The sequence below is a fragment of the Cupriavidus taiwanensis LMG 19424 genome, from assembly GCF_000069785.1.
In the GTDB taxonomy this organism is placed as follows: domain Bacteria; phylum Pseudomonadota; class Gammaproteobacteria; order Burkholderiales; family Burkholderiaceae; genus Cupriavidus; species Cupriavidus taiwanensis.
In genome coordinates this window covers 1,378,758-1,402,186 of record NC_010530.1, presented here as the reverse complement: position 1 = coordinate 1,402,186, position 23,429 = coordinate 1,378,758, and the positions used below count along the sequence as shown (strand labels likewise).

The window sequence follows — 23,429 nt, the reverse complement described above, 5'->3', positions numbered from 1 at the left end:
CTCACCCTCGCACCGCCACCTCCCGCAACCACTCCGCAAAGCCCCGAATCAACCCCTGCTTAGGATTATCCCCACGCCACACGATGTAGCAGTTATGACTAGCCGGAAAACTATCCCCCAACGGCCGCACCAACCGCCCCGCAGCGATAGCCTCACGTGCCAGCAAGCCCCGCGTAAGCGCCAGCCCCATGCCGCTGGCCGCCGCTTCGATCAGCAGTGCGCGGCAGTCGAAGACGACGCCGTCCTCGGGTTCGTCCAGTACCACGCCCGCGGCGGCGCCCCATTGCGACCAGCGGAAGCGTGCGTGCCGCAGCCGCGGCAAGTGCGCGGCGTCGGCCGCGGTCATGCCGGCGTGCCGCCTGGCGAAGCCGGGGCTGCATACCACGATGATGTCGTCGTCCAGCAGCTTCAGGCACTGGTATCCGGTGAAGGGCGCGGGGCCGTAGCGCAGGCTGACGTCCAGGTCGGAACGGGCAAAGTCAGGATCTTCGGTGCTGGCGGCGATGGACAGGTCCAGGCCGGGCAGTGCCTCGCGCAGTTGCGGCAGCTTGGGTACCAGCCACGCGCCGGCGAGTTCGGGGCTGACATTGACATGCAGCGACTGCCGTTCGCGCGCGCGCCGCTCGGCCGCGCCGGCCAGTGACAGTTCCACCGCGCGCAGGGCCCGCTCGAGGTCGTCGGCCAGTTCGCGGCCGGTGGCGGTCAGCTCCAGCTGCCGGCCCGCGCGCAGGAACAAGGTGCAGCCAAGCTGTGACTCCAGTGCACGGATATGCCGGCTGATGGCGCCGTGCGTCACGCACAGCGCATCGGCGGCGCGCGTCATGCTGCCCGTGCGCGCGGTGGCGGCGAAGGCCTGGAGGACTTGCATCGAAGGGAGCCGGCGAATCATGGCTGTGATCTTGCCTCACAGGTGATGGCAAAACAAGTCGATTGTCCTGCCATGCCGCGCGGCCGATACTGGGCCGCACCCGAACCGGCCGCTGCGAAGCCGGTGCGCAACGAGGAGACCCCCATGAAGCTGCAATTGAAGATCAACGGCAAGCGCCACGCCGTCGATGCCGAGCGTGACATGCCCTTGCTATGGGTGCTGCGCGATTACCTGGGCTATACCGGCACCAAGTTCGGCTGCGGCGCCGGCCTGTGCGGGGCCTGCACCGTGCATGTCGACGGCAAGGCGGTGCGCGCCTGCATTACGCCTGTCGGCACCGTGGCGCGCGCCGACATTACCACCATCGAAGGATTGTCGGTCGACAATTCACACCCGGTCCAGCGCGCCTGGATTGCCGAGCAGGTGCCGCAATGCGGCTATTGCCAGCCGGGAATGATCATGGCCGCGTGCGCTTTCCTAAAGGACAATCCGATGCCACGGCCGGAAGATGTCCGCGCCGGCATCACCAACTTGTGCCGTTGCGGCACCTACCCGCGCGTGGAGCGCGCCATCCTGCGCGCCGCCACGGCACTGAACGCTGGAGAACCCAAGGGGAGGGCGTCATCGTGAGCCCGCTTTACACTAGCCGCCGCCGCTTCCTGCACGCCGCCGGCGCCGTCCCTGCCGCACTGGTGCTGGGCTTCCACCTGCCGCTGGCGAAGGCGGCCGACGCCGCCGCGCCCGCGCGCGATCCGGACGATGTCAACGCCTGGCTGCGCATCGATGCCGACGGCAGCGTGACCATCATGGTGCCGTCGGCCGAACTGGGGCAGGGCGTGATGACCTCGGCCCCCATGCTGATTGCCGAAGAACTCGAGTGCGACTGGCGCCAGGTGCGTGCCGAGCTGGCGCCCACCGACCCGGTCTACAACAACCGCATGTTCAAGGTGCAGGCGACCGCCAGCAGCACCTCGGCGCGCTGGTCGTTCGAGCCGCTGCGCCGCATCGGCGCCACCGCGCGCGAGATGCTGCGCGAGGCCGCGGCGCAAAGCTGGCGCGTGCCGGTGGCGCAGTGCCGCGCCGTGCAGGGGGTGGTGCGGCACGAGCCCAGCGGACGCACGCTCGGCTACGGTGCACTCGCTGCGCAGGCCGCGGCCTTGCCCCGCCCGGCCAACGTGGCGCTGAAAGATCCGCGTGACTGGACGCTGCTCGGCCACGCGACGGACCGGCTCGACATTCCGCAGAAGACGCGCGGTGCCGCGATGTTCGGCGTCGACGTCAAGGTGCCGCGCATGCTGGTGGGTTCGGTGACGGCATGCCCGGTCTTCGGCGGCACGCTGCGCCAGGTCGATGCGCGGCCAGCGCTGGCGGTGCGCGGCGTGCGGCGCGTGGTGCCTCTGGACGACGCCGTCGTGGTGCTGGCCGACAGCTACTGGACCGCGCGCAAGGGCCTGGCCGCGCTGCAGCCTGACTGGCAGTTGCCGCAAGGCCAGCTGGCCGGCGACGCTGCCTTGATGGCCGGCTACCGGGAGGCCGCGCGCCAGGCATCCGCCGTGGCGCTGCGCCACGGCGACCCGGACGCGCAGATGCAGGGCGCGCCGGCCTTCACCGCCGAATACGACGTGCCGTACCTTGCCCACGCCACCATGGAGCCGATGAACGCCACCGCCGACGTGCGCGCCGACCGCGCCGAGGTCTGGGGTCCGACGCAGGTTTGCGGCGAGATCGCGCAGCGGCTGTCTGGCGTGCTTGGCATGCCCGCCGCGCGCATCGCCGTGCACGGGACCTTCGTCGGCGGCGGCTTTGGCCGGCGCGAGGAGTTCGATGTCTTTGTCCAGGCCGCGCTGGCGTCGAGGGCCGCGGGGCAGCCGGTCAAGCTGATCTGGTCGCGCGAGGAAGATATCCAGCACGACTTCTACCGTCCCGCGGCGGCGGCGCGCTTCAGCGCGGTGCTGGCGGCGGACGCGCCCGGCATCCGCGCGCTGGATGCGCGCCTGGCCTGCTCGTCGATCTATGTCCGCAATTTCCCGGACCGGGTCAAGGGCGGGGTCGACCCCAAATCGGTCGAGGGGGTAGTGGACCTGCCTTACGCACTGCCCCATCTCGCCGTGCGCCATGCCATGGTCAATACCGCCGTGCCGGTGGGCTTCTGGCGCGGCGTGGGCTACACGCAGAACACCTTCTTCGCCGAAAGCTTCATCGACGAGCTGGCCCACCACGCCGGCGCTGACCCGCTGCAGTTCCGGCTGGGCCTGCTGGCCGACCGCCCGCGCCCGGCACGCTTGCTGCAGCGCCTGGCGCGGCACATCGGCTGGGGCAGCGCGCCGGCAGGGCGCTGCCACGGCCTGGCGCTGTCGCAGGCGTGGGGCTCGCTGTGCGCAACGGCGGTGGAGCTGTCGGTGCAAGGCCAGCGCATTACGCTGCACCGCATCGTCAATGCCATCGACTGTGGGGTCGTGATCAACCCGGCGACGGTCGAGCGCCAGCTCGAAGGTGCCAGCATCTGGGGCCTGAGTGCGGCGCTGTCTGGCACGATCACCATTGCCGACGGGCGCGTCCAGCAATCCAACTTCCACGACTATCCGCTGTTGCGGCTGGCGCAGACGCCGCGCTTCGAAGCGGTGCTGGCCCCCAGTGGCGAGCGCATTGGCGGCGTGGGCGAATCGGCGGTGCCGACGCTGGCGCCGGCGCTGGCCAATGCGCTGTTTGCCGCCACCGGCCACCGCATCCGCTCGCTGCCGCTGGCGCGGCATGGGTTCGAACTGGTGTAGCGAGCGCCGGCGTGCGCAAGTGATCCTGCTGCCACGAACGCGGAGGCCGCCATGACGCAGCCGCCGCGGCAGTGTGGGTCATGCCACGCACGCCGCCTTACGCTGCCAGCCCGGTTCTTCCTACACTGGAGCATGGCGCCTTGCCGCCGCCGAAGGGAAGACACCTATGCCGCCCGAGCCTGTCCAAGCCAAGCCCGTGGCGCTGGCCTTGCAAGGCGGCGGCATGCACGGTGCGTTTACCTGGGGCGTGCTCGACCGTCTGCTGGAAGACGGCCGGCTGGCGATCGAGGGCGTCAGCGCCACCAGTGCCGGCGCCATGAACGGCACGGTGCTGGCCTATGGCCTGATGCAGGGCGGCAGCGACGGTGCGCGCCGGGCACTGCATGACTTCTGGCAGGCCATCGCGCACTCGGCGCAGCGCTTCAACCCGCTGCGCTGGCTGCCGTGGTTCAAGGGCAGCCATACGCTGGGGCTGAACCACTCCCCGCTGTACGCCATGGCCGACATCACGCTGCGCCTGCTGTCGCCGTACCAGTTCAACCCGGGCAATGCCAACCCGCTGCGCGACGTGCTGCTCGGTCAGGTGGACTTCGCGGCGCTGCGCGAGCGTTGCCCGATCCGGCTGTACCTGTGCGCCACCAATATCGAGACCAGCCGCATCCGCATCTTTGCGCAGGAAGAGCTGAGCGTCGACGCGGTGCTGGCCTCGGCCTGCGTGCCCACGCTGTTCCAGGCGGTCAGCATCGACGGGCAGCATTACTGGGACGGCGGCTATGTCGGCAACCCGGCGATCTTTCCGCTGATCTATCACTGCCAGACGCACGATGTGGTGATCGTCCACATCAATCCGATCGTGCGGCGCGGGGTGCCGACCACGGCGGCGGAGATCCTGAACCGCGTCAACGAGGTCAGCTTCAACTCGTCGCTGATGCGTGAGATGCGGGCGATCGGCTTCGTCACCACGCTGATCCAGCAAGGCAAGATCGACCGCACCGAGATGAAGGAGATGTGGATCCATTCGATCCGCTCGGACGAAACCATGGCCGCGCTGGGGGTCTCGACCAAGTACAACGCCGACTGGGAGTTCCTGTGCGCGCTGCGCGACCAGGGCCGCCAGGCGGCGACGCTATGGCTGGAGCGCAACTATGACTGCGTGGGCCAGCGCTCCAGCGTCGATATCACCGGCGAGTTCCTGTAGGCTGGGCCAGCCGCCAGGCGAGATTGGCACGCGCCTGCGCCTCGTAGCGTGACTGGAACAGGTCGGTGGCATAGATGCGGGGACTGGCCAGCAGGCGCTGCAGGAAGGCGCGCTCGGCGGCGTCATAGGCGGCATCGTCCAGGTCGGTGCGTTCGGCGCGCAGGCGCGCGCCGTTGTCCTGGAAACGCGCCCGGCTGCATCCCAGCGCGGCCAGGTCGATATCGGCGGTAAAGCGTCCGGCCAGGCTGGCCGGCACCTCGGCATGCGTGGTTTCCAGGATCAGCGCGGCGACGCGCCCCGCGGCCGCCACCGTGCCGGCCGACCAGTGCCGCAGCCACGCGGCGCTGCGCGCTTCGTTGTCGGCGGCGCCAGGCACATAGATGACGTCATGGCACCACAGCGCCAGCTCCACGTCGGCGGCATCGGGTATCGCGCTGCGCGCCCAGTCCAGGTCCTGCAGGCAGCGGCGCACATGGTCCAGGTTGTGGTAATGCCGGGCCGGCTCGCCGTAGCAGCGGGCCAGGTCGGCATACGCGTCTGCGGCGCGGGTGCCGCCCGCCAGGGTCCAGAGCGCCATGAAGCGCTCTTGCAGCGGGCAGGCCGGAGCGGTGTTCATGCGCGTGCGGGCCCTGGTTCGGGGGCCGCTTGGCCCCCGAGTTCGGCAAGCAGTGCCTGCGCCTGCAGCCAGTCGGCGCCGTCGGTGCCTTCGCTGAAGCTGCCGTGGATGCGCGCCAGCGTTTCGCGCGCGGCGTCGCCCTTGCCTTGCCGCTGCCACAGCCGCGCCAGGCTGAGGGCGGCCTGCAGTTCCAGCGGCCTGGCGCCCTGGCCGTGCGCAATGGCAAGCGCGTGCTGGAAGCAGGCCTCGGCCTCATGGCTGGCGGCTGCGCCGGCATCGGGCGCGGCCAGTTGCAGCAGCATGTCGCCGCGCAGCCGATAGACCGCGGCTTCATCGAGCCGCTCGCCGGTCTCTTCGATCATCGCCTGCGCGCGCGTCAGCACGTCCAGTGCGGCGGCGGGCTGGCCCGCCTTGCCGCAGGCTTCGGCCAGCATCGCCAGCAGGTTGGGCATGCCCAGTTCGCCGCCGGTGGCCTCGTAAGCCGTCAGGCCGCGCCGCATGCGCGCGATGCCTTCCTCGTGGCTGCCCTGCTCGGACAGCGCCCAGCCCTGCAGCACCGCGCCCCAGGCCAGGTAGATCGGGAACCCTTGCTCGCAGGAAATGGCAATGGCGGCTTCGGCATATTCCCTGGCCTGCGCGGGATCGCGGCGCCACCGGTACTGTTCCGCCGCGAACACCAGGCACAGCGCAAGGTTGTAGGCATCCGGGCGCGCGCGCGCCAGCGCCAGCGCCTCGTGGCTGCGCGCGAGGGCCTGGTCGGCAAAGCCCTGGTACCACAGGATCCAGGCCAGCGTGCTGGTGGCATGGACCATCGGGTCGCGGCCGTAGCCCGTCAGGAAGTCATAGGCGGAGTGCTCGGGGTGCGGCACGGCCAGCACGGCCTCCATATGCGCGCGCGCTTCTTCCAGCAGGCCCAGGCGAAACAGCGTGGCGCCCAGCGCGCGGTGGCCCTCGGCCAGCTGCTTGGGCTTCTGCGACTCGGTGGCCAGCGCCAGCAGGCGCCGGGCCAGCGGCAGCGACACCTGGTATTGCGCGCGCAACTGGTAGAACGCCCACATGCCCAGCTGCGCCGAGAACACATAGGGCGTTTGCCGGCCTTGCTCGCACAACGACATCGCGCGCCGGTAATTCGCCTCGACCTCGGACGAGGCCTGGCCCCGCGCCGCAATCAGCGCGGGCCCCAGCGTCAGCAGCAGCGTCAGTTCCAGGCGCGCGCGCTCGGGGCTGTCGGGCTGGCGTTTGAGCAGGGCAATGGCCTCGCTCAGGTGCCGGATCGCTTCCTCCTGCGCGGAGCGCTGCAGCGCCTGCTGGCCCGCGCAGTGCAGGTACTCGACTGCCTTCGGGACATTGCCGCTCAGGCTGTAGTGGTGGGCCAGTTCGCTGCAGTAGTCCTTGAGGCGGCCCTGGAACATCGCCTCGATGGCCTGCGCGGAGCTTTCATGCAGCGCGCTGCGGCGCTCGGTCAGCAGCGAGCTGCCGGCCACCTCCTGGGTCAGGGCGTGCTTGAAGGCATACTCCACCTCGGGGAAGGCGGGGCGCTCGTAGATGAAGTCGGCGCTCTGCAAGTCGCGCAGCAGCGGATGCAGCCGTTCTTCCGGCAGGCCGGTCACGCGCAGCACCAGGCCCAGCGGAAATTCCTTGCCGATCACGGCGAGGGTCTGCAGCAGCTCCTTCTGCGCCAGCGGCAGCCGGTCGATACGGGCGGCCAGCACGCCCTGCACGGTCGTGGGAATGTGCAGCAGCGCCGGCGCCTTCTCGATGCGGTAGCTGCCCGGCTGGCCCAGCAGCGCGCCTTCCTCGGCCAGGGTCTGGACCACTTCCTCCATGAAGAAGGGATTGCCTTCGGTCTTGTCGAGGATCAGCCGCTTCAGCGGCGCCAGGCTGGGGTCGTCGCCGAGCAGCGCGGTCAGCAGTTCCTGTGCCTCGGCCTGTCCCAGCGGCTGCAGGCGCAGCTGCGAGTAATGTGCACCCGCTTCCCAGCGGTGGCTGTATTCGGGCCGGTAGTTCACCAGCAGCACGATGCGCGCGCCGGGCACGTGGTCGACCAGCATGTTGAGGAAGGCCTCGGTCTCGCCGTCCAGCCATTGCAGGTCCTCGAAGATGACTTCCAGCGGCTGGTTCTGGCTTTCGCGGACCAGCAACCGCGCAATCGCGTCGAAGGTGCGCTGGCGCCGCAGGGCCGGATCCATGGTCGGCAGCGGCGAGTCGGGCTCGACCACGCCCAGCAGGTAAAGCAGGTAGGGCAGGTGCTCTTCCAGCGAGCGGTCCAGCGTCAGCAGCCTGCCGGTTAGCTTCTCGCGGCAGCTGCGGTCGCCGTCGTGCGCGGTGATCTGGAAATAGTTCTTCAGCATCTCGATCAGCGGCAGGTAGGCAAAGGCCTTGCCGTGCGAGACCGAGAACGTTTCCAGCGCCAGGCAGCCTTGCTGCGACCTGACCTTGAATTCATGGAACAGCCGCGACTTGCCGACGCCGGCCTCGCCGACCACCGCGACGATGCGCCCGCGGCCGGCCTTGGCCTGCTCCAGTGCCGCGTTCAGGTGCGCGAGCTCGTCCTGACGCCCGACAAAACGCGCCAGGCCGCGGTGCGCCGCTACCTGCAGCCGCGTACGCAAGGGCCCTGGGCCGATCACCTCGTACACCGCCAGCGGCTCGCGCACGCCCTTGACGTTGGTGGTGCCGAGTGCGGTGAACTCGAAGTAGCCTTCGGTCAGCTTGTGGGTCGACTCGCTGACCAGGATCGATGCGGGCGTGGCGATGCCTTCCATGCGCGAGGCGATATGGATGGTATGCCCGACCGGATCGTAGTCGGTGTGCAGGTCGTCCTTGCGGATCGAGCGCACCACCACCTCGCCGGTATGGATGCCGATGCGGACCTGCAGCGGAATGCCTTGCTCCAGGCGCACGCGGTCGCTGTGCCGGTGCATCGCATCCTGCATGCGCAGCGCCGCGTACAGCGCGCGCAGTGCGTGGTCTTCATGCGCGATGGGCGCGCCGAACAGCGCCAGGATGCCGTCGCCGAGGAACTTGGCGACGTAGCCTTCGTAGTGGTGGACCGCCTCCATCATCAGCGTCACCACGGGATCGATCAGCCGGCGCGCGTCCTCGGGGTCCAGGTCCTGGGTCAGCGCGGTGGAGCCGGCCATGTCGGCAAACAGCGCGGTGATGGTCTTGCGCTCGCCGGCGGTTTCGCCGCGGGCCTCCATCGCCGCCTGCTCGGCCAGGATGCGCCCGGCCAGGTGCGGCGGGGTGTAGTGGACCGGCGCCGGACTGTCCTGACGCGGCGCGGCGGGGGCAGGCGCGGCTGCGGCCGGCGCGTCGGGCAGGCCGACGCCGCAGACGCGGCAGAACCGCGCCGCCGCGGTGGCCTCGGCGCCGCATTGCGGGCAAACGCGGGCAAGCCGCGCCCCGCACGCCTCACAGAAGTTGGCGCCAGCAAGGTTGCCGAAGCCGCATTGGCTGCAGCGCATGTCGCCTCCTGGCCGTCGTGGACCAGCTTGACGGTACCTAAGGCTATTAGAGGCGGGATAGCGTGGGTGTCAAGGACGCCGCTGCGCGGCAGCCAACGGATCCCGACCAGCGTTGCCGCGCCATACCCGGTGCGCCTCACGCTGCCTGTGCCGCGGCGTGCGCGGTGGCCATCATGCTCGTCTGCAGCAAGGTCTTGCGGAAGATCTCGACCAGCGGCCGCAGGTTGACCCTGTGCCAGGCCGCCCACAACGGGATGCGGTAGTCGAGCCACGACAGTTCGTGCAGCACCACCCCGGCCGGTGCCTGATGACGCAGGCTCCGCTGGATCGTGGTCACGCCGAGCCCCGCGGCCACCAGCCCCAACGCGGCCAGCGGCTCGGTCGCTTCCATGGTGATGGTGGGAGTAAAACCCGCCCTGGCGCAGGCCGCGATGAAGGCGTCATGCCGCAGCGCGGTTTCCTGGTGCATCACGCCGATCCACTTCTGTGCGCCGAGGTCGGCCGGGGTGAGCGACTGTGCCGCGGCAAGCGGGTGGCCCTCGGGCAGCGCCAGCAGCATCGGGTCGTTGAGCACCTGGGCCGCCTCGAGATCCGCATCGTCGGGCAGGGGCGGCTCGCACACCAGTGCGATATCCAGGCTGCGCTGGCGCAGTCCCTCGAGCTGGACTGCGGACTGCTGGTTGTACAGCGCGATATGGACGGCGGGCCGGTCCTGGCGCAGCTCGCGCAGCGCGCCCGGCAGGATGCCGGAGTGCATCGCGTACTCGAGGTAGCCGATGCACAGGCCGCCTTCATCACCGCGCCCGAGCCGCCGGGCCAGCGATTCGAGCCGGGTGCCGTGGGTCAGGAAAGCCCGGGTTTCCGCCAGGAAGGTGCGGCCGTCGCGCGTAAGGCGTATGCGCTGCTGGGAGCGCTCGAACAGCACCAGCCCCAGCTTCTCTTCGAGCTGGGCGATCTGCCGGCTAAGTGGCGATTGAGAGATATGAAGGCGCTCGGCGGCGCGGCCGACGTGCTCTTCCTCGGCCACGGCGACGAAATAGTGAAGTTGGCGGATATCCAGCATGTGTGGTCCTGATTGATACGCGGAAGTCAGACCTACAGGGTATCAAGTCTTTCGTATTCCGTCTTGGACAGACTTAACTGGTCCCCCTAGACTGCCTTCACCCCAACTTGATTTGTGGAGCAGTCATGAGCATCAAGGACAAACTGGCCGGCAACGTGCTCGGCTTTGGCACCGCCCCGCTGGGCAATATGTTCCGCGACATCCCGGAAGCCGAGGCGCAGGCCACCGTGGACGCGGCCTGGGCGCAGGGCGTGCGCTACTACGACACCGCGCCGTTTTACGGCGCGGGCCTGGCCGAGATCCGGCTGGGCGAAGCGCTGTCCCGGCACCCGCGCGACGAATACGTGCTCAGCACCAAGGTCGGCCGCCTGATCCTGGACGAAGTCGAGGACGCCAGCGCGCGGGCGCTGGGCGAGAAAAGTGGCCTGTTTGCCGCCGGCCGCCCGAACAAGCTGGTCAACGACTACTCGGCGGACGCCACGCTGCGCTCGATCGAAGACAGCCTGAAGCGGATGAAGGCCGACCGCCTCGACATCGTGTGGGTCCACGACATCGCCCAGGACTTCTACGGCGACGAGTGGTTGGCCTATTTCGAGACGGCCCGCAAGGGCGCTTTCAAGGTGCTGACCCGGCTGCGCGAAGAGGGCGTGATCAAGGCCTGGGGCCTGGGCGTGAACCGCGTCGAGCCGATCGAACTAACGCTGGACCTGACCGAAGTGGAGCCGGACGGCTTCCTGCTGGCGGGCCGCTATTCGCTGCTCGACCACGAGCGCGCGCTGCAGCGCCTGATGCCGAAGGCCGCGGAGCGCAAGACCGAGATCGTGGTCGGCGGCCCGTACAGCTCGGGCATCCTGGCCGGCGGCTCGCACTTCGAGTACCAGAAGGCGCCGCCCGAGATCATCAGCAAGGTCGAGCGCATCAAGGCGATCGCGCAACGCCACGGCGTCAGCATCAAGGCCGCCGCGCTGCAGTTCGTGCTGGCCAACCCGGCGGTCGCCGCCGTGATCCCGGGTGCAAGCCGGCCCGAGCGTATCGCAGAAGACACCGCCGCGCTGAAGGCGGTCATCCCCGCCGATTTCTGGCGCGAGCTGCGCGAGCAGCATCTGGTCGCAGCAAATGCGCCGCTGCCTGGCGACAGCAACTGATCCGGGACCCCATTCGATTCAAGGAGTTCATCATGGCACAAGCTTCTGCAACGATCACGCTGCCGGTAGCACCGGACCGCGTCTGGCAACTGATTGGCGGCTTCGATTCGCTGCCCGACTGGCTGCCGTATATCCCCAAAAGCGAGCTGAGCGAGGGCGGCCGGGTGCGCAGCCTCGTCAATCCGGACGGCGACGCCATCGTCGAACGTCTCGAGGCCTTTGACCAGGGCGCGCGCAGCTACACCTACTCGATCCTGAAGGCGCCGTTCCCGGTCACCGGCTACCGCTCCACGCTGCGCGTGGTCGGCATCGACGGGGACCAGGCCGCGCGCGTCGAATGGTCCGGCCAGTTCACGCCGGCCGGCGTGAGCGACGACGAGGCATCGCGGCTGTTCGAGGGCATCTATCGCGATGGCTTGACAGCCCTGCAAGCGACGCTGGCCGGGGCGGCGTCATGAAGCGGCTGATTGCGCTATGGATGGCCGTGGCGGCCATGGCCGGCGCGATGACGCAGGCCCAAGCGGCCGCCGGCGTGCCGGGCGAGGGCCGCGTGCTGTTCCAGTACGGCGAGTAATGCCACCGGATGGCGGGCTGGCGCGATGCGGCGTCAGACCGCCGCCGTCACGATGATCTCCACCAGCAGTTCCGGCCGCGCCAGCCTTACCTCGCAGGTGGCGCGCGTGGGCACGGCGTCCTCGGGGATCCATGCTTCCCAGGCGGCGTTCATGCCGGCGAAATCCCTGTCGATGTTTTTGAGCCAGACCTGCGCGGACAGCAGCCGGGTCCTGTCGCTGCCGACGCTGGCGAGGTAGCCATCGATCTTTTCCAGCACGTCGCGCGTCTGCGCGCCGATATCGCCGGAAGGCTCGGTGGCCGTGACACCGGCCACGTAGACCACGCCGTTATGCACGACGAGGCGGGAAAGGCGTTTGGTGGACTGGAAGCGCTGGATATTGCTCATCCGTATGACCTCGGGAGAAAAGTTGGAAAGGGAGCCGGCTGGAAGCTAATCGCGCAGCGCGCCGGCCGTGGCACTGCGGGGTTTGTCGAAACGGTCGACGGCAAAGGCGTCGATTGGCAGGTGGGAGCGCCCTTCGGTGACGAGATCGGCGACGATCCGTCCCACGATCGGGCCGAGTTCGAAACCATGCGCGGAGAAACCGAAGGCATGGACCACGTCCGGCGCCGACCGGCTCGGTCCGATCACCGGTATCTGGTCCGGCAGGAACGCCTCGACCCCGGCCCATGCGCGATTGATGCCGAGCGGTCCCAGGTGCGGGAACAGCGCGGTGACGGTCTGCGCGCTGGCGCCGAGCCCCAGCATGTCGACTTCGCCATGCCCGGCCTGGGCGTCGGCGGCGCAGCGCAGGCCGCCGCCGATCAGCACGGTGCCGTTGTCGAACTGCTTGAACGACAGCGCGCGCCCGGTTGCGCCCAGCACCGGCCTGACGAACGGCGCCACGCGGTGCGTGATCATCAGCATCAGTCCGCCCGCCTCCACCGGGACGGGCTCGCCGAGCTGCGCGGCGATGGCGCCGGCCCACGCGCCGGCCGTGTTGACCAGCCGTTTGGCGCGGAACACGCCGCGCGGCGTGTGCACGTGCCAGCGGCCGTGCGCGTATTCCAGGCGTCCGGCGGTGGTGGCTTCATGGACTACCGCGCCGGCGGCTGCGGCGGCGCGACGGAATGCGGTGACGGCACGGTAGGGCAGCGCATGGCCGTCGCGGCTTGCCCAGATCGCGCCCGTGACATGGGGCGCGATCGACGGCACCAGGGCCCGCACCGTGTGCGCGTCGACCAGGGTTTCGTGGGTAAAGCCCAGTGCTTCGAGCTGCGCCACGCGCCGGCGCAGCAGGTCGAGCTCGGCGTCGGTCTCGGCCACTTTCAGCTGGCCGCTGGGCACGAATCCCGCGTCGTCGCCGGTCAGGTCCGCCAGCCGGTGCCACAGCTCCAGCGACGCCAGCGCCAGCGGAATCTCGGCAATGTGGCGCCCCAGCGTGCGCACGCCGCCGGCATTGACGCCCGAGGCGTGCCGGCCGCAATAGTCGGCCTCGAGCAGCGTGACGCGCAACCCCTTGCGTGCCAGGTGAAGCGCGCTGGAGGTGCCATGCAAGCCGCCACCAATGACGATCACGTCGGCATCGGCCCCGCTATCAGCCTTCATTGGCCAGTTCTCCGAGGGTCACGGGCTTGATCGGCGGACGAATGCGGTAGTAGCCGACCTCGTGCGGGGGCACGCCCCGCGCGTCGGCGATGATCTCGGTCACGGTCAGGCCGCACTGGCGCCCCTGGCACGGCCCCATGCCGCAGCGGCCGAAGGACTTAGCCTGGTTGGGCCCGCTGCAGCCCAGCGCGACGAAGCCGCGGATGGCGCCGGCGGTCACTTCCTCGCAGCGGCATACGACCACGTCGTCCGCAGGCACGCGGTTGGCCGGCTTGGGGCGGTACAGCGCATCGAGGAAGGGGCGGATGCCGAGGTGCGCGCGCAGCGCGGCGCGCAGCGGCGCGGCCTGGCGGTCGCGTTGCGCGGCGTCGACGCGGCCGACGTTATGGGCCGCGGCGAGCCCGGCCAGCTCGCCTTGCAGCGCGGCGGCAACAGCGCCGCCGATGCCGCGGCCATCCCCGGCGACGAAGATGCCCGGCAGGTCGAGCGCGCCCCAGTCATCGACCACCGGCTGCCAGCATAGCTGCCTGTCGTCCCAGCGGTGCGCCGCGCGCAGCGCCCAGGTGAACTGGGTGTTGGGCACCACGCCCTGGTGCAGCAGCACGGCCTGCGTCGCAATGCGGTGCGACTGCCCGCGGCTGGTGAAGCGCAGCGCCCGTACCGCCTCGTCGCCCTCGACCGACAGCGCTGTGGCGCCCTTGTAGAACGGTACACCGCCGCGCTTGAGCGCGCGCATCAGCGCCAGGCCCTTCTTCAGGTAGCGCCAGCCTGCCAGCGCGCCGCCCAGATGGGCCAGTGCGCGCTGGTAGTCTGCACCGTCAGTGGTGTCGACGATGGCGCGGATCGGCACGCCGGCCCGCACGTATTGCCAGCCGAGCAGGTAGAGCAAGGGTCCGCAGCCGGCCAGCACCACCGGTTCGGCCGGCACCACGTCGGCGCTCTTGAGCAGGATCTGCGCGGCGCCGGCGGTCAGCACGCCGGGCAGCGTCCAGCCGGGGATGGGGAACGGGCGCTCCATGGCTCCGGTGCAGAGGATCACCTGCCGCGCCTGCAAGGTCGCGACGCGGCCCTCGCGCAGGTAATGCACAGCGTGTTCGCGCGTGACCTGCCACACCGCCGCACCGGTGATGTGCTGTGCGCCACTGGCGGCGAAGCGCTCCGCCAGCGCCCGGCCAGCGGCGTAGTCGGGGCCCAGGATGCGCAGGCGTTCGGGCGGCGCGCTCAGGATGCCGCGGTAGATCTGGCCGCCACAGGCCTCCTGCTCGTCGAGCAGGGCCACGCGCGCGCCGCTGGCCGCTGCCGCGACCGCGGCCGCCATGCCGGCGGGGCCGGCGCCGATGATGGCGATGTCGATGTCATGCTCAGCCATGGGCTACCTCCGCTGCGTGGCCAGTTTCCGCAGGCGCCGGCAGGGGCAGGGCGCGGGCGCCGTCCTGCGTGTGCACACGCATGCCTTCGCGCACGGTCACCAGGCAGCTTTGCCGGCTCGGCTGCCCGTCGATCTCCATCAGGCATTCGAAGCAGACGCCCATCATGCAATACGGCGCGCGCGGCTCGCCGCTGACCGGCGAGTTGCGGAAGCGCGTCACGCCGCTGGCCAGCAGCGCCGCGGCAACGCTGCAACCGGCCGGAACCCGCAGCGGCGCGCCGTTGAATTCGATGGTGACGGTATCCGCGCCGGCGGTGGCGCACCGTTTGAACAGGCGATCAGTGGGCATGGTGGAAGGTCTGGTTGGAGTTCAGGAAGCGGTCGCCAGTGAATACGTCGATCTCCCGCGGTGGTTCGCCGCCGGCCACCCACGGCGCCACACGCAGCGCGTGCGCGGCGGCAAGCGTGACGCCGCTGTGGCAGGTAGTGACAAAGGCGCCGGGACAGGTGGGGCTTTCCTGGTAGATCGGATAGCCGTCCGGGCTCATCACGCGCAGTGCGCCCCAGGCACGCACCAGCTTCAGGCCCGCCAGCGCGGGGAAGCTGCGCACGCCGCGGCGCGCAATGTCGGCGAGCACGCCGGCGGTGGTGCCATCGTCGAACCCGACGTCTTCCATCGAGTCGCCAAGCTGGATCGTGCCTTCGTCGGTCTGGCGCACATAGGTGGTGGGGAAGTCCAGGAAGCGGGTGGCGCGCTCCCCGATCAGCACCTGGCCACGGTTCGGTGCCACCGGCGCATGCAGGCCCACCTCCGCGGCGAGCTTGCGATTGCCGAGGCCGGCCGCCAGCACCACGCGCGGCGCGACAAAGCGCGCCTGGCCGCCCGCGCCCGCCTTCACAGTAAAGCCGTCCGCTTCAGGCGTGATCGATTGCGCGCCATGGCGGCCGACAATGCGCACGCCACGCCGCTGGCAGGCCGCATGCAGCGCGCGCAGCAGCTTGAGCGGATTGGTGTGTCCGTCCATCGGCGTATAGCTGGCGCCGACCACGCCCGGCCCAACGCCCGGCAGCCGTTGCGCGAGCTCGCGGTGGCCGAGCATCTCGAACGGATAGTCGCCTTGCAGCGCGTCCTGGATGCTCTGCAGGCGTTGCCGGCGCTCCTCCATGTCCGCCTCGGAAAAGCACAGGTGAAAGCCGCCGGGCTGGCGCAGGCAGACGTCGATGCCGGTTTCGTCGCGCAGCGCATCACGCAGCTGCGGCCATAGCCGCGCCGAGCCCAGCGTCCAGCGGGCGTAGGGCGCCATGCCCAGGCCCTTGCCCTGGACCCAGACCAGGCCGAAGTTGCCGCGCGAGGCGCGCAAGGCATCGTCGCCCTCGTCCAGCACGGTGACGCGCAAGCCTTGTCCGGCGGCGCCGTAAGCGATGGCGGTGCCGACCAGGCCGCCGCCAATCACGATGAGATCGGATGTGGTCATGTCAGTCAGAGTTCAGTTCTTGCCGATCAGCACGCGGTCGAGGCCGACGATGCGGTCCAGCAGCACCATCAGCACCAGCGTGCCGACGATCAGCACCGTGGACACCGACGCCACCAGCGGATCGATGGTCTGGGCGATCTGGTTGTACATCGCCACCGGCAGCGTGGTGGTGCCCGGCGTGGCAACGGAGACGGTCATGGTCAGCTCGTCGAAACTCTGGATGAACGACAGCATCCAGCCGCCCACCACGCCGGGCAGGATCAGCGGCAGCACCACGCGGCGGAAAGCCGTGAAGCGGCCGGCGCCCAGCGAGAGCGCGGCGCGCTCGGCATCGCGGTCCAGCCCGGTGGCCGCGGCCAGCACCAGCCGCAGCGCGTAGGGCATGACCACCACCACGTGCGTCAGCGCGAGCCAGAAGAACGACCCGGTCACGCCCAGCGTGGTGAAGAAGCGCAGGAATGCCACCCCGAGCACGACGTGCGGGATCATCAGCGGCGACAGGAAGAAGGCCATCAGCGCGCCGCGGCCGGGAAAGCGGTGGCGGACCAGCGCCAGCGCGGCGGGCACCGCCAGCGCCACCGCGAGGGTGGCGCTGACCAGCCCGAGCGTCAGCGACAGCCAGATCGCATCGACGATCTCGTGCGCATCGGCAATGGCGCGGAACCAGCGCAGCGACAGGCCGTCAGTGGGCATCGAGATATAGCCCTTGCCGGTGAAGGACACCGCGACCACTACCAGCAGCGGTGCCACCATGAAGGCGATAAACAGGGCGTGGTACAGCAGGGAAAGCGGACCGTTCTTGCGCATGGCATCAGCTCCTCATGCTTCGAAGACCTGGCGGAAGCGGCGCTCCACCAGCCGGTTGCAGCCGACGATGACGATGACGTTGGCGATCAGCAGCAGCACCGCGATGGCGGCGCCGAGCGGCCAGTTCAGCGTGTTCAGGAACTCGTCGTAGGCGGCCGTCGCCACCACCTTGAGCCGGCGTCCGCCGAGAATGGCCGGGGTGGCGAAGGCCGAGGCGGACAGCGCGAAGACGATGATGCTGCCCGACAGGATCCCCGGCAGGATCTGCGGCAGGATCACGCGGCGGAACACCGTGAAGGGCGAGGCGCCGAAGGCCTGGCCGGCCTGCTCGACCTGCGGGTCCAGCTTCTGCAGCGAAGCCCATACCGAAATCACCATGAACGGCATCATCACGTGCGTCAGCGCAATGATCACGCCGGTCTGCGTAAACACCAGCTTCACCGGCGCGTCGACCAGGCCCAGCCATTGCAGCGTTTCGTTGATCAGGCCGTTGTTGCCCATCAGGATGGCCCAGCCCAGCGTGCGCACCACCACCGAGATCAGCAGCGGCCCGAGGATCACGATCAGGAAGAGGCCACGCCACGGGCTGCGCATGCGCGACAGGATCAGCGTCTCGGGCACGCCGAACACCACTGCGAGCACCGTCACCGCCAGCGCCATGCCGGCCGTGCGCAGGAAGATCTCGTGGTAATAGCTGTCGCCAAGGATTTCGAGATAGTTGGCCGCGGTCATCGCCGGCAGCACGCCGCGGGTGCCGTCGAAGGCGTGCAGCGACAGCAGCCCCGTGAGCAGCAGCGGCACCAGCAGCATCGCGCAGAACAGCAGCAGCGCCGGGGCCGACAGCAGCCACGGGGCTGCACCGGCGAATGGCCTGCGCGGCAGTCGGGGCGCCATCGCGTGCGCGCCCGCAAGGTTGGGCGTGGCGGTATCAGGCATGGCGTGCCTCCGTGGCGGTTTCGCTGGCCAGCACGCGCAGGTCCTGGTCGTGCCACAGTACGCTGACCACCGCGCCCTCGGCCGGCGGGGTCTCGCCCAGGTTGGGCTGGCTCACACGCAGCCGGCCCAGCGCGCTGTCGATCTCCAGCATCCAGTGGTTGCCAAGGAACAGCCGGGTATGCACGGTGCCGGGAATGCCGCCGTCGCCGGACCGGCCCAGCCGGATCTTCTCGGGGCGCACGTAGACCTGCACCTCGCGGCCGACCTGGCGGCCTTCATGCGGCACGTGCGCCAGCGTGTCGCCAAGGCGCACTTCGCAGCAGCGCGCGTTGGTCTTCTCGACCACGCCGGCGAGGCTGTTGGTCTTGCCCAGGAAGCCGGAGGCGAACGCGGATTGCGGCCGTTCGTAGGCTTCGAACGGCGTGGCCAGCTGGACGATGCGCCCGCCATGCATCACCGCGATGCGGTCGCTCATGGTCATGGCCTCGACCTGGTCGTGCGTGACCAGGATGGTGGTGATGCCGAGCTGGCGCTGGATCGCGCGCAGTTCGATGTGCATGTCCTCGCGCAGCTTGGCATCGAGGTTCGACATCGGCTCGTCGAGCAGCAGCACCTCGGGCCGGATCGCCAGCGCGCGGGCAATCGCCACGCGCTGGCGCTGGCCGCCCGACAGTTCCTTCGGATAGCGCTGGCCGAGGCCGCCCAGGCGTACCAGCTCGAGCGCCTCGTCGATCCTGCGGCCGCGCTCGGCAGCGGTCACGCCGCGCATCTCCAGGCCGAAGCCGATATTGCCGGCCACGGTCATGTGCGGAAACAGGGCGTAGCTCTGGAACACCACACCCATGCCGCGTTTTTCGGGTCGCAGCGCGGTGATGTCGCGCCCGTGCAGCACGATGCGGCCGCGCGTGGGTTCGACAAAGCCGGCAATCATCTGCAGCGTGGTGGTCTTGCCGCAGCCGGACGGGCCGAGCAGCGACAGGAACTCGCCGCGCTCGACCTCGAGGCTCAGGTTTTCAACGGCATGGAAACTGCCGAAGGCCTTCGCGAGGCCGCTCAGTGTGAGGAAGCTCATGGTTATGCGGGGGCAGTCCAGGTGGCGATCATGGGGGCAATCGGGGCGGGGTACCGCTGGCGCGCCCGATCAGCGCTCCACCGTGCGGTTCCAGCGGTTGGTCCACTCGGCGCGCTTCTCGTTGACCACGGTCCAGTTGGTCGGCAGCAGCGTGTCGATCTGTGCCTTGCCATACGGCACCTTGGCGGCCACCTTCGGCTCGAGCCTGACTTTGGCGTTGACCGGTCCCCAGCCCTGGCTATCGGCCAGCACGGTCTGCACCTCGGGCGCGAGCAGGTACTGGATGAAGGCCTGCGAGGCCTCGGGCACGTCGCTCTGCACCACCGGGCAGGCGGCGGTCAGCAGCGCGGGCGCTCCCTCTTTGGGATAGACGAACTCCACCGGGAAGCCTGTGTCCTTCAGGCTTTGCGCGCGGCCGCTGCCCCACACGGCCAGGGTGACATCGCCGTTCTGGAACAGCTCGGTCATCTTGCCCGGCGACGGCTCCCAGGCCAGCACGTTGGGCCCGACCTCCCGGGTCAGCGCGGCGAAGCCCGGCTCGATATTCTGGTCGCCACCCTTGCGCAGCTTGGCGAACATGATCAGCGTCTGCAGCCCGTAGGTGTTGCTGATCGGCGGGATCGCGACCTTCTGGCGGAATTTCCTGTCGGCCAGCAGCTCCCACGAATCCGGCTTCGGCAGGCCGGCCTTGCGGAACGCCTCGGTGTTGTAGACCAGGCCCGTCGCGACCACGCCGATGCCCGTGGCCTTGTTGTCGCCGAGCTTCGCCAGCGGGTAGAGATCCTTGTAGACCGGCGCGTCCTTGACCGCATCGCAGAAGCCCAGTTGCAGCGCCTGGTACATCGGGCCGTCGTCGAGCAGCACCACGTCGAGTTCCTGCCGCGCCTTCTGCGCCTGCAGCTTGGCCAGCGTGTCGGTGGAATTGCCGGCGACATAGACCACCTTGACCTTATGCCGGGCCTCGAAGGCGGGGATGATCTTTTCCTTGAACACCTTTTCCGTGGAGCCGCCGTAAGAACCCACGTAGAGCGTCGGCTGCTGGGCGAGCGCGGCTGACATGCCGCACAACGCGACCACGGCCGCGGCGAGAACTTGCTGCTTCATGCTTTCCTCCCTGTTATGCACCGTCATCTTGCAGTCGATCCCCAAAACCATGCAGGCGGGTTATCGCTGCACCGCAACGAAGAACGTCTGGAAATATGCGGCGTCGAGATAGATTAGGAGGATGCCCCGGCCGTGAAAAATTCTTTTTTTTGAGCCATCCATAACATGCTGTTATAGACTTGCGGCATGAAGATTCGCCAGCTTGAGGCCTTCCGGGCCGTGATGCTTTGCCAGACCGTGACTCGCGCCGCCGAGATGCTCCACATCTCGCAGCCGGCGACGACCCGACTGATCGCCGATCTGGAAGACGCGGTAGGGTTTTCCCTGTTCGAGCGCATGCGCGGCCGGCTCCACCCCACCGCGGAGGCGCAGGCGCTGTTCGAGGAAGTGCAGCGCTCGCTGGTCGGCATCGACCGCATCGCGCAGACCGCGCTGGATATCCGCGACATGCAGCGCGGCTCGCTGCAAATCGCTGCCGCGCCTGCGCTGGCGCTCTCGTTCCTGCCGCGCGCGATCGCGGCGTTCATGGCGGACCACCCGCAGATCCAGATCACGATGCTGCCGCACTCGTCGCGCACGGTGGTGAACATGGTGTCGGAGCAACGCTGCGACGTTGGCTTTGCCATCCTGTCGATGAACCACCCCAGCACGCACGGCGAGCGGCTGCTCTCTACCCGGATGGTCTGCGCCATCCCGGCCGGGCACCGGCTCGCCAGCCAGGAGGTCATCCGGCCGCCGGACCTGGCGGGGGAGCGCTTCGTATCGCATCCGCGCGTGCTCGACTCGCGGCTGCAGATCGATGCGCTCTTTGCGTCCTACGGAATCGAGTGCAAGGTGCAGGTAGAAACCCAGGTGTCGTGGAGCATCTGCGCGTTCGTGGAAGAGGGGCTGGGCGTGGCGCTGATCGATCCGATCACCGCGCTGGAGTACAAGGGGAACGGGGTCTGCTTCCGCATGTTCGACCCCCTGCTGACCACCGATTTTTCGGTGCTGTTCTCGGCGCAGCGGGCGCCGTCGATCCTGCTCAAGGCCTTTGTCGCCCACACCCGCGCCTTTGCGCTGGCCAGGCTCGATCCGCGCTTCGTGGTGGGCTAGGTCATGGTCACGGCTGGGCCCACGCCGCGGCCTGGCCCGCGCCGCCCTTGCCGCCCTTGCCGCCAATTGCTTCGACCAGGTAATCGACGAACGACGCGATCCGCGCGGAGATCGCGGTGTTCCGGTAATAGACCGCATGGATCGGCTGGCGCACGTCCTGCGTCTGGCGCGCCAGCACCTGCACCAGCCGGCCCGCCTCGCGATCGTGCGCGGTCATGAAGTCCGACAGGCATACGATGCCCGCGCCCTCCAGCGCCAGCTGCCTGAGCGTCTCGCCGCTCGACGACCACACTGCCGGCTCGATCCTGTAGGGTTCGCCGTCCGGGCCCAGGATCGGCCACAGGTTCAGCGATTCCGGCTGGTTGAACCCCAGCAGCGCGTGCTTGCCGAGATCCTGCGCCTTGCGCGGATGGCCGTGCGCGTCGAGGTACGCCGGACTGGCCAGCATGCGCACCCGGCTGTTGCCGATCAGCCGGCTATGCAGCGTCGAATCCTTCAGGCGGCCGATGCGGACGGCCACGTCGGTGCGGCGCTCGAGCAGGTCGATGATGCCCTCGTTGCTGTTCAGCTCCAGCTCGACCTGAGGGAAGCGCTCGCGGTAGCCGCGCACCAGCGGCACGATCACATGCAGCATGAACGGTGACGCGGCGTCGACGCGCAGGCGCCCGGACGGCTTCTCGCGCCGCGCCAGCATCTGTTCTTCCGCGCTTTCGACCGAGTCGATGATGGCGCGCGCGTCCTGCAGGAAGGCCTGGCCTTCCTCGGTCAGCTCGAGGCGGCGCGTGGTCCGGCGCAGCAGCGTGGTCTTCAGCTTTTCCTCGAGCCGGGCCAGGGTGCGGCTGGTCGCCGAGACGGTCAGGTCCAGCTGTTGCGCGGCGGCGGTGATCGACCCGCTGTCGACCACGGTGGCGAACGCCAGCAGTTCGTCGAGCGTGATTTTCATTGTTGAGTTTGAATCAAGACAGTTTGGTTTATAGACGACTTTTTACGCAAAAGTAAAGCGGGCACACTGCGCACCATTCCTCACCGGACCCTGGAGGCTCATCATGCCACTTGCCTTGCTTGCGCTGACCATCAGCGCCTTCGCCATCGGCACCACCGAATTCGTCATCGTCGGGCTGATCCCCACCATTGCCGCGGATCTGGGCGTCAGCCTGCCTTCGGCCGGCCTGCTGGTCAGCCTGTACGCGCTCAGCGTCGCGATCGGCGCGCCGCTGCTGACGGCGCTGACCGGCCGCGTGCCGCGCAAGGTGCTGCTGGCCGGCCTGATGGCCCTGTTTACGGTCGGCAACCTGGTGGCCTGGCGCGCGCCCGGTTACGAATCGCTGATCGTTGCGCGCGTGCTCACGGGACTTGCCCACGGCGTGTTCTTTTCGGTCGGCTCGATCATCGCCACCACGCTGGTGCCGAAGGACAAGGCGGCGAGCGCGATCGCGACCATGTTCAGCGGCATGACCGTGGCGTTCGTCGCCGGCATCCCGCTGGGCACCTTCATCGGCCAGCATTTCGGCTGGCGCGCGACCTTCCTGGTGGTGGCGCTGTTCGGCCTGGTCGCCTTCCTGGGCGCGGTGGCCTTCGTGCCGCGCCGGCTGCCGCATGCCGAGCCCGCGCCGCTGCTGCGCCAGTTCCGCGTGCTGGCGCAGCCGCGCCTGCTGCTGGTGTTTGCCATGACCGCGGTGGGCTACGGCGGCTCGCTGATCGCCTTTACCTACATGGCGCCGCTGCTCGAGCAGATCGCCGGCTTCACGCCGTCGCAGGTCAGCCTGGTGCTGGTGGGCTATGGCGTATCGGTGGCGTTCGGCAACGTGTGGGGCGGCAGGCTGGCGGACCGCGTCGGCCCGGTCAAGGCGCTCAAGCACATCTTCCTGCTGCTTGCGTTGGTGCTGCTGGCGCTCACCTTCACCGTGCAGCACCCGTGGCTGACCGTGCTGACGATGCTTGCGTGGGGCGCCGTGGCGTTCGGCAACGTGCCGGGGCTGCAGGTCTATGTGGTCAAGCAGGCGCGGCATTTTGCGCCCGACGCCACCGACGTTGCCTCGGGCTTCAATATCGCGGCATTCAACCTCGGCGTCGCCGGCGGCTCGTCGCTCGGCGGGCTGATCGTCGCCCACGGCGGGCTTGGCCATACGCCGTGGATCGCGGCGGTGGTGACCCTCTGCGCCTACGCGCTGACGGCGTTCAGCGGCGCGCTCGACCGGCGCGCGGGCCTGCCGGCCCGTACCGCCGAACCCGTGGAATTTGCCCACTGATTTGTCCATCGACACACGAGCCAACACCAC

Annotated in this window: 21 protein-coding genes; 7 read left to right on the top strand and 14 right to left on the bottom strand. The window is 69.1% G+C overall.

Annotated features, from left to right (window positions below):
- Position 1: 1 nt before the first annotated feature.
- On the bottom strand, positions 2 to 868 hold the full coding sequence (locus tag RALTA_RS21925) for a LysR substrate-binding domain-containing protein (RefSeq protein WP_115670948.1): 867 nt from the start codon (positions 866 to 868) through the stop codon (positions 2 to 4).
- A 144-nt stretch (positions 869 to 1,012) separates the two neighbouring features.
- On the opposite strand from RALTA_RS21925, the gene RALTA_RS21920 reads away from it, so the two are divergent.
- The 3 genes from RALTA_RS21920 to RALTA_RS21910 all read left to right on the top strand — a co-directional run bounded on the left by RALTA_RS21920 (position 1,013) and on the right by RALTA_RS21910 (position 4,837).
- Positions 1,013 to 1,498 (top strand): (2Fe-2S)-binding protein, encoded by a 486-nt coding sequence (locus tag RALTA_RS21920; RefSeq protein WP_041232556.1) that lies wholly within the window; start codon positions 1,013 to 1,015, stop codon positions 1,496 to 1,498.
- Positions 1,495 to 3,639 (top strand): xanthine dehydrogenase family protein molybdopterin-binding subunit, encoded by a 2,145-nt coding sequence (locus RALTA_RS21915; protein WP_012356124.1) that lies wholly within the window; start codon positions 1,495 to 1,497, stop codon positions 3,637 to 3,639. The genes RALTA_RS21920 and RALTA_RS21915 overlap by 4 nt, the downstream gene beginning before the upstream one ends.
- 166 nt (positions 3,640 to 3,805) lie before the next feature.
- Positions 3,806 to 4,837: a patatin-like phospholipase family protein gene (locus RALTA_RS21910; RefSeq protein WP_012356123.1), complete on the top strand. Its 1,032-nt coding sequence runs from the start codon at positions 3,806 to 3,808 to the stop codon at positions 4,835 to 4,837.
- On the opposite strand, the gene RALTA_RS21905 is transcribed toward RALTA_RS21910, so the two are convergent.
- The 3 genes from RALTA_RS21905 to RALTA_RS21895 form a co-directional block, all read right to left on the bottom strand.
- Positions 4,818 to 5,453, bottom strand: a complete 636-nt coding sequence (locus tag RALTA_RS21905; RefSeq protein ID WP_041232555.1) for an HD domain-containing protein — start codon at positions 5,451 to 5,453, stop codon at positions 4,818 to 4,820. The two genes, RALTA_RS21910 and RALTA_RS21905, sit on opposite strands and share 20 nt — an antisense overlap.
- On the bottom strand, positions 5,450 to 8,920 hold the full coding sequence (locus RALTA_RS21900; RefSeq protein WP_012356121.1) for an adenylate/guanylate cyclase domain-containing protein: 3,471 nt from the start codon (positions 8,918 to 8,920) through the stop codon (positions 5,450 to 5,452). Before RALTA_RS21900 ends, RALTA_RS21905 begins: the two co-directional genes overlap by 4 nt.
- Positions 8,921 to 9,056: 136 nt before the next feature.
- The gene (locus tag RALTA_RS21895) at positions 9,057 to 9,983 is read right to left on the bottom strand and encodes a LysR family transcriptional regulator (protein WP_012356120.1); all 927 of its coding nucleotides are present in this window, start codon (positions 9,981 to 9,983) and stop codon (positions 9,057 to 9,059) included.
- Between the two features lie 125 nt (positions 9,984 to 10,108).
- On the opposite strand from RALTA_RS21895, the gene RALTA_RS21890 reads away from it, so the two are divergent.
- Positions 10,109 to 11,128 carry an aldo/keto reductase gene (locus tag RALTA_RS21890; RefSeq protein ID WP_012356119.1) on the top strand — a complete coding sequence of 340 codons (1,020 nt, stop codon included), beginning with the start codon at positions 10,109 to 10,111 and terminating at the stop codon, positions 11,126 to 11,128.
- Positions 11,129 to 11,160: 32 nt separating this feature from the next.
- Positions 11,161 to 11,586 (top strand): SRPBCC family protein, encoded by a 426-nt coding sequence (locus RALTA_RS21885; RefSeq protein WP_012356118.1) that lies wholly within the window; start codon positions 11,161 to 11,163, stop codon positions 11,584 to 11,586.
- A 149-nt stretch (positions 11,587 to 11,735) separates the two neighbouring features.
- Here RALTA_RS21885 and RALTA_RS21880 read toward each other — a convergent pair whose 3' ends face one another.
- The 9 genes from RALTA_RS21880 to RALTA_RS21840 all read right to left on the bottom strand — a co-directional run bounded on the left by RALTA_RS21880 (position 11,736) and on the right by RALTA_RS21840 (position 20,055).
- Positions 11,736 to 12,089 (bottom strand): RidA family protein, encoded by a 354-nt coding sequence (locus tag RALTA_RS21880; RefSeq protein ID WP_012356116.1) that lies wholly within the window; start codon positions 12,087 to 12,089, stop codon positions 11,736 to 11,738.
- A gap of 45 nt (positions 12,090 to 12,134) precedes the next feature.
- Positions 12,135 to 13,292 carry an NAD(P)/FAD-dependent oxidoreductase gene (locus RALTA_RS21875; protein WP_012356115.1) on the bottom strand — a complete coding sequence of 386 codons (1,158 nt, stop codon included), beginning with the start codon at positions 13,290 to 13,292 and terminating at the stop codon, positions 12,135 to 12,137.
- Positions 13,282 to 14,661 (bottom strand): FAD/NAD(P)-dependent oxidoreductase, encoded by a 1,380-nt coding sequence (locus RALTA_RS21870; RefSeq protein WP_012356114.1) that lies wholly within the window; start codon positions 14,659 to 14,661, stop codon positions 13,282 to 13,284. Before RALTA_RS21870 ends, RALTA_RS21875 begins: the two co-directional genes overlap by 11 nt.
- On the bottom strand, positions 14,654 to 15,010 hold the full coding sequence (locus RALTA_RS21865; RefSeq protein WP_012356113.1) for a (2Fe-2S)-binding protein: 357 nt from the start codon (positions 15,008 to 15,010) through the stop codon (positions 14,654 to 14,656). The genes RALTA_RS21870 and RALTA_RS21865 overlap by 8 nt, the downstream gene beginning before the upstream one ends.
- Complete coding sequence (locus tag RALTA_RS21860) at positions 15,000 to 16,136, bottom strand: NAD(P)/FAD-dependent oxidoreductase (protein ID WP_012356112.1); 1,137 nt, start codon at positions 16,134 to 16,136, stop codon at positions 15,000 to 15,002. The genes RALTA_RS21865 and RALTA_RS21860 overlap by 11 nt, the downstream gene beginning before the upstream one ends.
- Before the next feature lie 12 nt (positions 16,137 to 16,148).
- Entirely contained in the window at positions 16,149 to 16,943 is a 795-nt protein-coding gene (locus RALTA_RS21855; protein WP_012356111.1) for an ABC transporter permease, read from the bottom strand.
- 12 nt (positions 16,944 to 16,955) lie between these two features.
- A complete protein-coding gene (locus tag RALTA_RS21850) occupies positions 16,956 to 17,837 on the bottom strand; it encodes an ABC transporter permease (protein WP_041232776.1) in 882 nt (293 codons plus the stop codon).
- A 34-nt stretch (positions 17,838 to 17,871) separates the two neighbouring features.
- Positions 17,872 to 18,951 (bottom strand): ABC transporter ATP-binding protein, encoded by a 1,080-nt coding sequence (locus tag RALTA_RS21845; protein ID WP_012356109.1) that lies wholly within the window; start codon positions 18,949 to 18,951, stop codon positions 17,872 to 17,874.
- A 69-nt stretch (positions 18,952 to 19,020) separates the two neighbouring features.
- The gene (locus RALTA_RS21840; RefSeq protein WP_012356108.1) at positions 19,021 to 20,055 is read right to left on the bottom strand and encodes an ABC transporter substrate-binding protein; all 1,035 of its coding nucleotides are present in this window, start codon (positions 20,053 to 20,055) and stop codon (positions 19,021 to 19,023) included.
- A gap of 186 nt (positions 20,056 to 20,241) precedes the next feature.
- Here RALTA_RS21840 and RALTA_RS21835 point away from each other — a divergent pair, with 186 nt between their 5' ends.
- A complete protein-coding gene (locus tag RALTA_RS21835; RefSeq protein WP_012356107.1) occupies positions 20,242 to 21,150 on the top strand; it encodes a LysR substrate-binding domain-containing protein in 909 nt (302 codons plus the stop codon).
- 7 nt (positions 21,151 to 21,157) lie between these two features.
- Here RALTA_RS21835 and RALTA_RS21830 read toward each other — a convergent pair whose 3' ends face one another.
- Positions 21,158 to 22,093, bottom strand: coding sequence for a LysR substrate-binding domain-containing protein (locus tag RALTA_RS21830; protein WP_012356106.1), 936 nt, complete (start codon positions 22,091 to 22,093; stop codon positions 21,158 to 21,160).
- 103 nt (positions 22,094 to 22,196) lie between these two features.
- On the opposite strand from RALTA_RS21830, the gene RALTA_RS21825 reads away from it, so the two are divergent.
- Positions 22,197 to 23,399, top strand: a complete 1,203-nt coding sequence (locus tag RALTA_RS21825) for an MFS transporter (protein ID WP_012356105.1) — start codon at positions 22,197 to 22,199, stop codon at positions 23,397 to 23,399.
- Positions 23,400 to 23,429: the final 30 nt, after the last annotated feature.